This is a genomic window from Burkholderia aenigmatica, assembly GCF_048627025.1.
Classification (GTDB): Bacteria; Pseudomonadota; Gammaproteobacteria; order Burkholderiales; family Burkholderiaceae; genus Burkholderia; species Burkholderia aenigmatica.
This window is the reverse complement of sequence record NZ_CP184470.1, coordinates 238,802-252,027: the sequence shown is the minus strand read 5'-3', so window position 1 is coordinate 252,027 and position 13,226 is coordinate 238,802. Positions and strand designations below refer to the sequence as shown.

At 67.0% G+C, this 13,226-nt stretch carries 11 protein-coding genes; 5 read left to right on the top strand and 6 right to left on the bottom strand.

Annotated features, from left to right (window positions below; translation table 11 throughout):
- Nucleotides 1–20 precede the first annotated feature (20 nt).
- The 4 genes from ACN8ZM_RS33500 to ACN8ZM_RS33485 all read right to left on the bottom strand — a co-directional run bounded on the left by ACN8ZM_RS33500 (nt 21) and on the right by ACN8ZM_RS33485 (nt 5,164).
- Nucleotides 21–1,361 carry an amidase family protein gene (locus ACN8ZM_RS33500; protein WP_420213145.1) on the bottom strand — a complete coding sequence of 447 codons (1,341 nt, stop codon included), beginning with the start codon at nt 1,359–1,361 and terminating at the stop codon, nt 21–23.
- Nucleotides 1,362–1,390: 29 nt separating this feature from the next.
- On the bottom strand, nt 1,391–2,893 hold the full coding sequence (locus ACN8ZM_RS33495; RefSeq protein ID WP_089452727.1) for an amino acid ABC transporter permease/ATP-binding protein: 1,503 nt from the start codon (nt 2,891–2,893) through the stop codon (nt 1,391–1,393).
- A gap of 102 nt (nt 2,894–2,995) precedes the next feature.
- Nucleotides 2,996–3,838 (bottom strand): ABC transporter substrate-binding protein, encoded by an 843-nt coding sequence (locus ACN8ZM_RS33490; protein ID WP_089452726.1) that lies wholly within the window; start codon nt 3,836–3,838, stop codon nt 2,996–2,998.
- Nucleotides 3,839–4,267: 429 nt separating this feature from the next.
- On the bottom strand, nt 4,268–5,164 hold the full coding sequence (locus tag ACN8ZM_RS33485; RefSeq protein ID WP_051889998.1) for a glutamate/aspartate ABC transporter substrate-binding protein: 897 nt from the start codon (nt 5,162–5,164) through the stop codon (nt 4,268–4,270).
- 421 nt (nt 5,165–5,585) lie between these two features.
- Between ACN8ZM_RS33485 and ACN8ZM_RS33480 the strand changes: the two genes are divergently transcribed.
- From ACN8ZM_RS33480 to ACN8ZM_RS33465, 4 genes are all read left to right on the top strand, one after another.
- Nucleotides 5,586–7,229, top strand: a complete 1,644-nt coding sequence (locus ACN8ZM_RS33480) for a S8 family peptidase (protein WP_420213144.1) — start codon at nt 5,586–5,588, stop codon at nt 7,227–7,229.
- 510 nt (nt 7,230–7,739) lie between these two features.
- Nucleotides 7,740–7,898 (top strand): hypothetical protein, encoded by a 159-nt coding sequence (locus ACN8ZM_RS33475; RefSeq protein WP_420213143.1) that lies wholly within the window; start codon nt 7,740–7,742, stop codon nt 7,896–7,898.
- Between the two features lie 47 nt (nt 7,899–7,945).
- Nucleotides 7,946–10,711 (top strand): magnesium-translocating P-type ATPase, encoded by a 2,766-nt coding sequence (gene mgtA, locus ACN8ZM_RS33470; protein WP_205821495.1) that lies wholly within the window; start codon nt 7,946–7,948, stop codon nt 10,709–10,711.
- 77 nt (nt 10,712–10,788) lie between these two features.
- On the top strand, nt 10,789–11,532 hold the full coding sequence (locus ACN8ZM_RS33465; RefSeq protein WP_043184360.1) for a transporter: 744 nt from the start codon (nt 10,789–10,791) through the stop codon (nt 11,530–11,532).
- Nucleotides 11,533–11,590: 58 nt separating this feature from the next.
- Here the strand turns inward: ACN8ZM_RS33465 and ACN8ZM_RS33460 are convergent, their stop codons facing one another.
- Nucleotides 11,591–11,875 carry a hypothetical protein gene (locus tag ACN8ZM_RS33460; protein WP_043184359.1) on the bottom strand — a complete coding sequence of 95 codons (285 nt, stop codon included), beginning with the start codon at nt 11,873–11,875 and terminating at the stop codon, nt 11,591–11,593.
- Between the two features lie 97 nt (nt 11,876–11,972).
- Nucleotides 11,973–12,848 carry a LysR family transcriptional regulator gene (locus tag ACN8ZM_RS33455; protein WP_089452721.1) on the bottom strand — a complete coding sequence of 292 codons (876 nt, stop codon included), beginning with the start codon at nt 12,846–12,848 and terminating at the stop codon, nt 11,973–11,975.
- A 93-nt stretch (nt 12,849–12,941) separates the two neighbouring features.
- On the opposite strand from ACN8ZM_RS33455, the gene ACN8ZM_RS33450 reads away from it, so the two are divergent.
- Entirely contained in the window at nt 12,942–13,208 is a 267-nt protein-coding gene (locus tag ACN8ZM_RS33450) for a hypothetical protein (RefSeq protein ID WP_420213142.1), read from the top strand.
- The last annotated feature ends 18 nt before the right edge of the window (nt 13,209–13,226 follow it).

Sequence of the window (13,226 nt, the reverse complement as noted above, 5' to 3'; positions counted from 1 at the left end):
GCCTGCCGTCGAAAATCGGTTCATTCGGCAGCGGCCAGCGCGCGCTCGACCAGCACGGCCGCATCGAGCAACCGCGCATCGTCCCCACGATGCCCCGTCAGCAGCAGGCCGATCGGCAGCTTGCGCCGACGCTCGCCCGGCACGCTGATGCTCGGCAGGTCGAGCCGGTTCGCGAATTCGGTCAGCCGGAACGCGCGCGCATTCTCCGCGAGATACACGCGCTCGTCCGCCAGATCGGCGATGCGCGGCGGCGGCATCGGCACGGTCGGCGTCAGCACCGCATGCGCATCGCCCAGTTCGGCGCGGTACGCGTCGGCCAGCACCGCCAGGCGCCGCAGCGCGGCCGCGTAGTCGTGCGCCCGCACGTGTTCGCCCGCCGCGATGCGCGGGCCGACGAGCGGATCGTAGCGATCGGCGGCCGTTTCCAGTTGCGCGCGATGCAGCATGAACGCCTCCGCCGCGATGATGCCGCCCGCACGCGCGACAGCGCCGGCCTCGGCCAGGCAATCGAGCCGCTTGCGCTCGATGCGCGCACCGAGCCTGGACAGCCGTGACAACCACGCGTCGAACGCCTGTCCGACGGCCGGGTCGACATCCTCCGTCGCGAAGCGTTCGGGAACGATGAAATGCAACGCGTCGACGCGCGCGGGCGCGGCGCGCTCAACCGTGCGGCCGCACAGCGCCGCATCGACCTGCCGGCACAGGTCGGCGGTTGCCGCCAGCATCCCCGGCACGTCGAACGTGGTCGACAGAAAACGCATGCCCGCATCGGGATAGCGGCCACGCGACGGCTTGAATCCGGCCACGCCGCAGAACGCGGCCGGGATGCGCGCCGAACCGCTCGTGTCGGAGCCGACCGACAGATCGGCGGCACCCAGCGCCACCGACACCGCCGCGCCCGAACTCGATCCACCGGCCACGCGCTCGCGTCGCGCGTCGAGCGGCGTCGCCGGTGTGCCGTACGCGCGATTCACGCCGAGCGCGCCATACGCGAACTCGGTCATCGCGGTTTGCGCGACCGGCACGGCCCCCGCGCGACGCAGCGCCGCCACGAGCGCGGCGTCGGTTCGCGCGGGCGGCATGTCGGCCAGCACGCGCGAACCCGCATGCGTGACCCAGCCGTCGCAATCGAAGCAGGCCTTGACCGTCATGACCAGGCCGGCCAGCGGGGCGTCGATCGCGCCGCGCCCGATCGACGCATCCCAGGCGCGCGCTTCGGCCAGCGCCGCCGCATCGCGGCGCGCGAGCCACGCGGTGCCGATGTCGCCGGGTGCAGCGTCGGCACGGGCAAGACACGCGCGCAAGCGGTCGACGCACGCCGGCGCCTGCGCGTCGCGTTGCCGGAATTCAGACGGATTCATGCCGGTTCCTCGTCGTTCGTTCATGGCGGTCATGCGAAGTGGACATGCCGCAGGAAATCCTTCACGCGCGTATCCGCGCTGCCGCGAATCCGCTCGGGCGGCACGTCGTACAGGATCCGGCCGTTCTCCATGAAAACGATCCGGTCGGACACCTTGAATGCGAAGTTCATCTCGTGCGTGACGATGATCATCGTCATCCCCTCCTTCGCGAGCGTCTCGACCACCTTCAGCACTTCGCCGACGAGCTCCGGATCGAGCGCCGACGTCGGCTCGTCGAACAGCATGATCGACGGCCGCGTCGCAAGCGCCCGCGCGATCGCCACGCGCTGCTGCTGGCCGCCCGACAGCTGGTGCGGATACTTGTTCGCGTGTTCGAGCATTCCGACCTTCGACAGCAGCGACAGCGCCTGCAGCCGGATCGCGCCCGCATCGGCCTGCCGGTGATAGCACGGCGCCATCATCACGTTCTGCAGCGCGGTGCGATGCGGGAACAGGTTGAAGCTCTGGAACACCATGCCGATGTCGAGGATGCGATCGTGCGGCACACGCGGCGGACGCCCGCCCGACGCACGGATGAACGGCTCGCCGTACAGGTCGATCTCACCCGCGTTCACGGGTGCAAGACCGTTGATCGTGCGGATCAGCGACGTCTTGCCCGATCCCGACGGACCGATGATCGACACGACCTGCCCCGGCGCGACGTCGAGCTGCACGTCCTTCAGCACTTCGTGGCGGCCGTAGCGCTGCTGGATGCCTTTCAGCCGCAGCGCGAATTCGGCGTTCGCGCGCGGCCGCAGCGCGACGGCCTGCGTCGACAGTGGCAGCGTGACGTTCGCGGGGCCGGCCGGCGCCGGCGTGCGGCGGCTGACGTCGAGGTGCCGTTCGAGCGCGCCGAGCAGCCGGCTGAACACCGTGACGATCAGCACGTAATAGAACGCGACGGCCAGCATCGTTTCGAACACGAGGAAGTTCTGCGTGTACAGCCGCTGCCCGACGAGCAGGATCTCGGCGAGCGAGATCACCGACACGAGCGACGTCAGCTTCACGATCGTGATGAACTCGTTCGCAAGCGCCGGCAGCGCGATGCGGATCGCCTGCGGCATCACGATCATCCGCTGGATGCCCGTGAAGCGGATGCCGAGCGCGCGACCGGCTTCGAGCTGCCCGCGCGGCACGGACAGAATGCCGCCGCGATGGATTTCCGCGAAATACGCGGTCTCGCTCAACACCATCGCGATCAGGCCGGCCGTGAACGGGTCGGACAGCACCGTGCTGGTGGCGGGAAAGATCTGCGGCAGGTTATAGATGAACACCAGCAGCACGAGCAGCGGCAGGCTGCGGAAAAACCAGATGTACACGGCCGCAGCCCGCTTCAGCAGCGGCTGGTGCGATTGCCTCGCGAGCGCCACCGGGAAACCGAGCAGCACGCCGAGCAGCCACGCCGACACGCTCAGCTTGACGACGACGACGCACGCGCGCCAGAAATCCTTGTCCCACAAGAGTTGCAACACGTAGTGCCAATCGAACTGCATCGATGACTCCTCGACCTCGGATGGGTGATGCGGCCGCCCGGCGCGTGTCGCGCAACCGGGCGGATCGGCGCGCCGGCACGGCGCGCGGCGACTTCGTCGCGGCTACTTCGCCGTGCCGAGCGCGCTGGCGACGTCGGCGGCCGTCGGCTCCTGCAGCCCGTACTTCTTCACGAGGCTGCCGTACTCGCCGCTGCGCTTCGCGTCGTTCAACGCGCCCTCCAGCGCGCCCTGCAACCCGGCGTCGCCCTTCGTCACGCCGAGGCCGATCACGATCGGATACAGCAGCGCCGTCGAGCTGAGCGCCACGCGCCCGCCCGTCTGCTTCGGAATGCCCTGCGCGACGGCCGCGTCCTCGATCTGCACGTCGACCGCCTTCGACATCAGCGCGGACGTCGCTTCCGGCGAGGTCGGGAATTCGAGGATCGCGATGTCGCCGCGCCCGGCCGCCTGACAGGCGTCCTGCGAAACCGCGCGCAGCTTCGGCGTCCACGACGCGCCCTTGATCGTGCCGACCCGCTTGCCGCACAGGTCCTGCGGCCCCTTCGGCTGGAACGCGCTGCCCTTCGCGACCAGCAGCGACGCACCGGTCTTCAGGTACGGCACGAAATCGACCTGCTTCACCCGGTCGGGCGTCACGTACAACGCCGACGCCACGACGTCGAAGCGGCGCGCCTTCATGCCGAGGATCAGGTCGGGAAAGCGCGTGTCGAGGAAGACCGGTTCGAGTTTCAGATGGCGCGCCAGCATCCGCGAGAACTCCGCGTCGAAACCAGCCGGCTTCCCGCCGTCCAGGTACGCATACGGCGGATACGTGAGGTCGGAGCCCACCAGGAGCGTGCCGGGCCGCACCGTCTGCAGCGGCGCGGCCGATGCGACCGAGCACGCGAAAGCCAGCGGCACGAGCGTGCCGCGGAGGAAACGTCGAAACGAAAACTGACCGGACATGGTGTGGCTCCTGAGTTTTTTTCGGCACCGGCGCGAGAATGCAAAATGCCTCCTACGCGCCGCCGCATGCGGCTCCGCAGGATTTCAGGCCGAAAATTGTTGAACAATTTTGGCCGATTCTGACCAGTTCAAATTGATAGCTGAATCCGGGTTTACGCGGAAATCGGGGTTGCCGTGTGCGCTTCGTTTGCGCACGCGTGCTCCGCCATCCGGTGCCGGATGTGGATTTCAAAAAGCGGAAGAATGACGGGCGGGGAACGGTGAGCCCGGCGGATCGCCCGTGGGCGATGCGCGCCGGTCAAGGACATCGCGGCTTCGGAAGCGAAGCCGACGCGGAATGCGGATGGAAGTCGGAGCAGCCCCGACGGAGCCACGCACCTCGACTGCACGGACCGGCTGGCGCGCGCCGGCCGATCCTATCCGACAGGATCAATACTGCGCCTGATCCGTCGGATTCCTGAACAGCTGCTTCATCTCCGCCGACAGCGGATAGTTGAGGCTCACGCCCTTCGGCGGAATCGGCTGCGTGAACCACTGGTTGTAGAGCTTCTCGGCCGCGCCCGACGTCTGCATTTTCGCGATCACGCCGTCGACGACATGCTTGAACGCCGGATCGTCCCTGCGCATCATGCACGCGTAGTTCTCGTGGACGAGCGGCGTGCCTGTCACCGCGTACGCGCCTGGGTTGCGGTCCTTCGCGATCTCGCCGTACAGCAGCGGCTCGTCCATCACGAACGCCACCGCGCGCCCGGTCGTGACGTTCATGAACGCTTCGGCGTGATCCTTGGCGCTGATGATCGTCATGTTCATCGCCTTCTCTTCGTTGAGCTTGCGCAGCAGGCGCTCGTCCGACGTGCCGGCCGTCGTCGCGACCGTCTTGCCCGCCAGGTCCGCGAAATCCTTCACGCCCGAATCTTTGCGCGTACTGAAGCGGATGCCATACAGAAAGATACTGTTCGAGAACGCAGCCTGCTTCTGCCGTTCGAGCGTGTTCGTCGTCGATCCGCATTCGAAATCGATCGTCCCGTTCTGCAGCAGCGGAATCCGGTTCTGCGACGTGATCGGGATTTCCTTCACCGCGAGATTCGGCAGGTTCAGCTCCGTCTTCAGTTGGTCGATGACGCGCGACGCGATGTCGCGCGAATAGCCGATGTTCTTCTGCTGGTTGTCCGAATACGAGAACGGCACCGACGATTCGCGAATGCCCAGCGATACGACGCCCGTGTCCTTGATCTTCTTCAGCGTGCCGGTAAGGGCCTGCGCGTGCGCGGTACCCGCCAGCGCACAGGACAGCGCGACGGCCAGCCAGCGTAAGCGGCGATCCATGCTTTTCTCCTGACGAAACGTTGATCGAATCGCGATCGTACGCCCGACAAAATTCGCGTCGCATCAGGGAAAGCGTAAACAACCTTCCACCGCGGCCGCCCGTTGAAAGACCTTTGCCGTGCCGCGCAAACCGGCCCGCGGCGCAGGTTTCGCCCGACCGGCCACGCGTGGACTCGACCCCACCTTCTGTGCCACACGTTCCAAACGCGCGTTCATGCTGCAACGCACCAACGTAATCGTTTGCGCGCGCACCGGTTTTTCTCGTGAAACCTACTCAAGAAGCCGCCACGCCGGCCGTTACCCAGTGCATGGCGCGTCGCAGCAACCTTGCGCGGCCGTCAGACAAAAAAGACAAGGTCCGGGTCAGCCGGACCAGCGCCACCGCCGGCACGACGGTTATCTACGAGGATCGAGTTTCAACATGAGAACCAAGCGTTTCAATTTCGCGCTGGCGCGCTCCGCACATGCGCGCATGCTCGCCGGCATGCTGTCTGCCGCCGCCCTCCTGCCCCTCGCCGGTTGCGGCGGAGGCGGCGGCGACGGCAGCACCCCGTCCTCCTCCAACGCAGCGCCGGCCCCGACGCCCGCCCCGACCACCCCGACGCCCACGCCCACACCCACCACGACCGGCAGCAATGCATGCGCGACACAGCAGGCCGCCGTGCAGATGGCCGCGCAGACCGCACCGGCCGAACCGCCGATCGATCACCTGATCGTCAAGCTCAAGACGCTGACGGCCACGCGTGCGATGGCGGCCATCGACAACGGGACGCGGCTCGACGCCGTGATCCAGCGCTCGATGACGCGCTGGACGGCGCCGGTCGCCGGCAGCGCACGCGCCTATGCGAGCACGGTCGGGCAAGCGCCGGTGAACGTGCAGGTCGAACGGACGATCTCGAACGGCGCGGCCGTGCTGTCGCTCGGCCAGCGCATGGCCGCCACCGACGCAGCCGCGCTCGCGCAGGCATTCGCAGCCGATTCGGACGTCGACTACGCGGAACCGGATCACCCGATGCAAATCCGCGATACGCCGAGCGATCCGCTCTACAGCCAGCAGTGGTACCTGTCCGACCCGACCGCCGGCATCGACATGCCGCCGGCCTGGAACGTGACCAAGGGTTCGCCGACCGTCGTCACCGCCGTGCTCGACACCGGTTACCGGCCGCATGCCGACCTCGCCGCCAACCTGATGCCCGGCTACAGCTTCATCAGCAACGTCAACACCAGCAACAATGGCCTGACGCGCGGCCCTGACGCAACCGATCCGGGCGACTGGGTCACGCAGCAGGAACTCAGCAATGCGAACGGTCCGTACTACAACTGCGCGTCGCAGCCGAGCGACAGCAGCTGGCACGGCACCCGCGTGATGGGCGTGATCGGCGCGACCGCGAACAACGGCGCCGGGATCGCCGGCGTATCGTGGCTCGGCCGAATCCTGCCGGTTCGCGTGCTCGGCAAGTGCGGTGGCACGACGAGCGACATCGCGGACGGGATGCGCTGGGCGGCCGGTATTCCGGTCACCGGCGTACCGAACAACCCGACGCCCGCGAAGGTCATCAACCTGAGCCTCGGCGGCGTCGGCGCGTGCAGCACGACGTTCCAGCAGGCCATCGACGACGTGACCGCGAAGGGCGTGACCGTCGTCGTCGCCGCCGGCAACGACGGCCTGTCGACCGGGCTCGACCAGCCCGCGAACTGCCGCGGCGTGATCAGCGTCGGCGCAACCGACGCGACGGGCCGCCGCGCGTCGTTCAGCAACTTCGGCGCCGATGTCACGCTCAGCGCACCCGGCGTCAACATCCTGTCGACGTCGAATACCGGCACCACGACGCCGGGCGCGGACACCTACGGCCTCGCGAACGGCACCAGCCTCGCGACACCGCAAGTGTCGGGGGTCGCCGCGCTGATGCTGTCGGTGAACGGCAATCTCACGCCCGCGCAGATCCAGCAGAAGCTGCAGGGCGGCACGCGCACGACCAAGCTGGCGGCCGGCACGTCGTGCACCGCGATGCCGGCGGGCTCGGGCATCCTCGATGCAGGGGCCGCCGTCGCGTCGGTCAACTAGTCACCGGCACCCTGCTTCGACGCGGCCGCGCGCATGCCGACAACGCATGCGCGCGGCCGTTTCATTGGCGGCGATCCGGCGTTTCTCCGCTCGCGCAACGGCTGGATTACGTTTCTCGAAATAACGACTGACAAAAGGGTTGACGCTTCGCACAGCGACCCATTACCATCGCTCCCGTCTAATTACATGGAGTGTTCTGTGAACACCGATGCGAGTTGTAGTTGGTGCTTGACCAACTTGACTGCTGCCTGAGGAAAACGCGCAGAGCCTCGTCTTCTGCCGCATCCCGGGAAGCAGGATGCGGCGTCCTTCCGGCCTGACTGGCCAGATCTCCCGCCGAATTTTCATTGTTGTCGAATGCACGCGATGCGCCGTCGCGCGCGTGCGTTCGTGTTGCGCGCAGCGTCAGCTGCGCGCGCTTTCCGTTCGCGTGCCATCCGGCCGCGCGCCTTCGTGCGTGCGTCGCTGTCGATCGCCCGTGCCGACTATCCGCAACCGACAGGAGTGCAGATGAACTCAGACGACAGTAGTCGATTACCGCTCGCCGGTGCGACGCTGCACATCGCCCCTCCGGCCGCACCGCACGCGCCGGCGAGCGTTCCCGCCTTCACCGATCCACAGCCGATCGCGCTCGACGCGACGCGGCGGGAAGCGCTCGTGCGTCGATAACGTCACGGTCGCTCCCCGCCCGCCGACTCGTGCGCAAGGAGCAACTCATGACGACACGACACAACCCATCGCAAAAGAAACAGCGTGGCTTCATCAAGGCCGGCACCGGCCCGCAGAACGACCCGCGCATCATGCGCGCCGCGCAGGAAGCGGCCCGCCCGCTCGAAGACACGCTGAAGTCGCTGCACACCAGCACGCGCGGCCTCACCTACGACCAGGCCGCCGACCGCCTGCAGCACTACGGCCCGAACGAAATCGCGCACGACAAGCCGCCGCACTGGACCCGCCAGTTGCTGCTCTCGTTCCACAACCCGTTCGTCTACGTGCTGCTGGTGCTGGCCGCCATCAGCTTCTTCACCGACGTCTACTTCGCGGCCCCCGACGATCGCGACTATGTCGGCATGACGATCCTGCTGACGATGGTCACGATCAGCGCGCTGCTGCGCTTCTCGCAGGAATTCCGTTCGCTGCGCGCGGCCGAGAAGCTGAAGGCGATGGTCCGCACGACCGCGACCGTGCAGCGCTCGGTGACCGACACGTCCGAACCGGCCCGCCGCGAGGTGCCGATGCGCGAAGTCGTGACCGGCGACATCGTGCACCTGTCGGCCGGCGACATGATTCCGGCGGATGTGCGCCTGCTCGCGTCGCGCGACCTGTTCATCAGCCAGGCCGTGCTGACCGGCGAGGCGCTGCCGGTCGAGAAGTACGACACGCTCGGCGCAGTCGCCGGCAAATCCGCCAGCACGCGCGCGGCCGGCGCAGCGACCGATACGTCGGCATCGCTGCTCGATCTCGAGAACGTCTGCTTCATGGGCACCAACGTCGTCAGCGGCACCGCAACGGCCGTCGTCGTCGCGACCGGCGAGGACACCTACTTCGGTTCACTCGCGCGCAACGTCGTGAGCCACAAGCGCATCGAGACGAGCTTCGACCGCGGCGTCGCGAGCGTGAGCTGGCTGCTGATCAAGTTCATGTTCGTGATGGTGCCGATCGTGTTCATGATCAACGGGCTGACCAAGGGCGACTGGCTGAGCGCGCTCACGTTCGCGCTCGCGGTGGCCGTGGGCCTCACGCCCGAGATGCTGCCGATGATCGTCAGCGCGAACCTCGCGCGCGGCGCGGTCGCGATGGCGCGCCGCAAGGTCGTCGTCAAGCGGCTGAACTCGGTGCAGAACTTCGGCGCGATGGACGTGCTGTGCACCGACAAGACCGGCACGCTCACGCAGGACAAGATCATCCTCGAGCACCACCTCGACCTGTCGGGTCACAAGGACGAGGAGATCCTGCGGCTCGGCTGGCTGAACAGCTTCCACCAGAGCGGCCAGAAGAACCTGATCGACATCGCGGTCGTGGCGCGTGCCGACGAGATCGGCGAACGCGTGAAGCCGCAGGGCTACAAGAAGATCGACGAACTGCCGTTCGACTTCGTGCGGCGCCGCCTGTCGGTCGTCGTCGAGGATGCACGCGGCACGCACCTGCTGATCTGCAAGGGCGCGGTCGAGGAGATGCTGGCCGTCTCCACGCACGTGCAGGATGAAGACGGCGTGCGTCCGCTCGACTTCGTCGCGCGCAAGCGGCTGCTCGAACAGGCCAGCGCGTACAACGAGGACGGCTTCCGTGTGCTCGTGCTCGCGACGCGCACGATCCCGCGCGGCGACGAGCGCCAGCAGTACCGCACCGCCGACGAACACGACCTCGTCGTGCGCGGCTTCCTGACCTTCCTCGATCCGCCGAAGGAATCGGCCGCACCGGCGCTCGCCGCGCTGCGCGAAAACGGCGTCGCGGTGAAGGTGCTGACGGGCGACAACCCGATCGTCACGATGAAGGTGTGCCGCCAGGTCGGCCTCGAACCCGGCAAGCCGATGCTCGGCACGGAAATCGAAGCGCTCGACGACGCGACGCTCGCGCAGGTCGTCGAACGCACGACCGTATTCGCGAAGCTGACGCCGCTGCAGAAGGCGCGCATCGTCAAGGCGCTGCAGGCGAACGGCCACACGGTCGGCTTCCTCGGCGACGGCATCAACGATGCGCCCGCGCTGCGCGACGCCGACGTCGGCATCTCGGTCGACAGCGGCGCCGACATCGCGAAGGAAACCGCCGACATCATCCTGCTCGAAAAGAGCCTGATGGTGCTCGAGGAAGGCGTGATCAAGGGCCGCGAGACGTTCGGCAACATCCTGAAGTACCTGAACATGACCGCGAGCTCGAACTTCGGCAACGTGTTCTCGGTGCTCGTCGCCAGTGCGTTCCTGCCGTGGGAGCCGATGCTCGCGACCCAGCTGCTCGTGCTGAACCTGATCTACGACACGTCGCAGATGCTGCTGCCGTGGGACAAGATGGATCCCGAGTTCCTGAAGAAGCCGCGCAAGTGGGAAGCCGGCAACATCAGCCGCTTCATGCTGTGGGTCGGGCCGACGTCGTCGGTATTCGACATCACGACCTACATCCTGATGTGGACCGTGTTCGGCGCGGGCGCGATGTATCACCTGAACGGCGGTACCGGCGGCCAGATCGTGATGAACTCGGGCTGGTTCATCGAGAGCCTCGTGTCGCAGACGCTCGTCGTGCACCTGCTGCGCACGCAGAAGATCCCGTTCCTGCAAAGCACGGCCGCGCTGCCGGTGCTGCTGTCGACCTTCACCGCGATCGCGATCGGCTGCTGGCTGCCGTTCTCGCCGTTCGCGGAATCGCTCGGCTTCATGCACCTGCCAGGCACCTTCTGGCTGTGGCTCGCCGCGACGATGGTCGGCTACATCCTGCTCGCGCAGATCGTCAAGACGATCTACGTGCGCCGCTACAAGCAGTGGTTCTGAAGATCTTTGCCTGAAGCCGGCCGGCCCGCGCTCCCCGGCGTGGGCCGGCCGGCTCGCCACGCACGACAGGTGATCCCATGAAGAGAATGCTTCCGCTCGCAGCCGCGAGCGCCCTCCTTGCACCGTTCGATGCCCTCGCCACCCATCCGCTCGTCAGCGACGACACGGGCACGCAGGGCAACGCGAACTGGCAGTTCGAGTTCAACGCAGAGGAAACCTCGAAACAGGAAGAAAACGGCCGCCACCAGCTGTGGAATGCGACGCTCACGCGCGGATTCGGCGACCACGTCGATCTCTACGTGAACGCGCCTTACACGCATCTGCAAACGCGCACCGATGAAAACGGCGCCGGGATCGGCGATGTCGAGATCGGCATGAAATGGCGGTTCGTCGAGCGCGGCCCGCTGTCGATCGCGCTGAAGCCGAAACTGACCGCGCCGACCGGCAACGACCGGCGCGGGCTCGGCACCGGACGCGTGGGTGCCGGCGCAACGCTGCTCGCGCAGCTCGACGTCGCACGGTTTTCGTTCCTCGCGAATGCGGGCATGACGTACCAGCCGAATCGCCAGGGCGACCTGACGTCGATCTGGGCCGTGTCGGGCGCGGCGATCTACAAGGCGACCGACAAGCTGCAGATCGTGGCCGACATCGGCACGTCGCGCAACACGGAAAGCGGCGCCGGCGCGAATCCCGCATTCGTGATCGCGGGCGCGATCTATTCGCCGAAGCCGTGGCTCGATCTCGACATCGGCTACCGGCGCGGGCTGAACGACCAGACCTACGATCATTCGGTGATGGGCGGCGTGACAGTGCGGTGGTAACGCGCCGGTACGCCGTATCGAGCCGCAAGACGACGGGCCGCTTCCAGCGGCCCGTTTTTTATTGCGCGTCGTTCGCGCCGAACAGTTGCGCACACACGGCGCGTCCTTCGTCGGTCAACGCGGCACTGCCGGTGCCGTCCTCGTTCAACGTCGTCGCGCTCAGGCCCGCGGCGTCGAGCTGCGTCAGCACGCGGCGCAGCGTGCTCATCGGCAGTTGCGTGCGTTTCGCGATCTTCGGCAACGACCAGGTCTTGCCGGCCGGGTCGCTTGCGGCATCGTTCAGCGTCGCGAGCGTCGCAACGAGTGCGGGATCGAGCGGGGATTCGTCGGATTCTGAAGTCATGGGTTGCGGTCGGTGAGCGAGACTGGGGCTTTCGTACGGGCACCGGCACGCGATCGGGCGACCGCCGCCGGCTGAGGACACTATACCGCCTCGTCCATCATGCATTCTTGATCGCGGCACGCATGAACGACACGAAGCGCGTGGTGACGGGGTCGTCGCGGCCCGACAGCCACGCGAGCCCGACGCGCCACTTCGCGTCCCGGCCGTCGAGCGGCAATACCGTCGCGTCACGCAGCAGATATTGCGCACGCGACGGAATGAACGCGACGCCCGCGCCGGCCGCGACCGACGCGAGCACCGACTGCACGTCTTCGGCCTGCTGCGTCACGTGCGGCACGAAGCGGCGCTCGACGCACCACCGGTCGACCTGCGCGGCCAACCCTTGCCCGCGTGCGCGCTGCAACGCGATGAAGCCAATCTCGTTGAGCGTGCCGAGATCGGCCGGCACGCGCTTCAGGCCGAGATGCGGCGGCACCGCCAGCGCCAGCGCCTCGTCGATCACCTTGAACGACGACAATCCTTCGTCCGACGGCAGGCGCAGGAACCCGGCGTCGAGCTTGCCCGCGCGCAACCGACGCGTCTGCTCCGCGGACGACAGGTCGCTCAGCGTAACGGCAATGCCAGGATTCCGGCTGCGAAACTCGGCGACGAGCTTCGGAACGAGCGTCAACACCGACAAACAGATGCCCAGCCGCAAATGACCGCGCTGCCCGCTCGACAGCTCACGCGCGCGGGCGAGCATCTCGTCCGCATCGCGCACCAGCGCCTGCGCATCGGGCAGGAAACGCTCGCCGAACGATGTGAGCTCCGCGCCATGCCGGCCGCGCTCGAACAGCTTGCCACCGAGGCTCGCTTCGAGCGCGCCGATCTGCTTGCTCAATGCGGGCTGGCTCATGTGCAGCGCATCGGCCGCGCGACTGAAATGACACAGCTCGGTGACCGTCAGGAAGGTTCGCAGCAGCTTCAATTCCATTCTTAAAAGGAATCGTAACGATCGAAACATTCATTTTACCGATCGAATGCAATGACGTTCAATACGGACATGCCCTTTCAGGAATCGACCGTCATGTCCGTTGATCTCGTCTGTGAATGTCCACCCGACGACACTTCGTGCGCACCGGCCGCCATCGACGAGCGCGCCGCACCGGCCGATCTGCGCGCGCCGAAACGCCGTGCCGAACGCGTCGACGGCCGCGGCCGCCGTTTTCGCTTCGGCGACGCCGTGGACGCGATGACCGCAATGACCGCGCTGAACGACACACCGTCGCGCCCCGTGACCGGCTCGATCGCGATCAGTTTCGCGGTGGTGTCGCGACGGAACTGGCCGCGTTGAATGGCGTGCGGCGCCCGT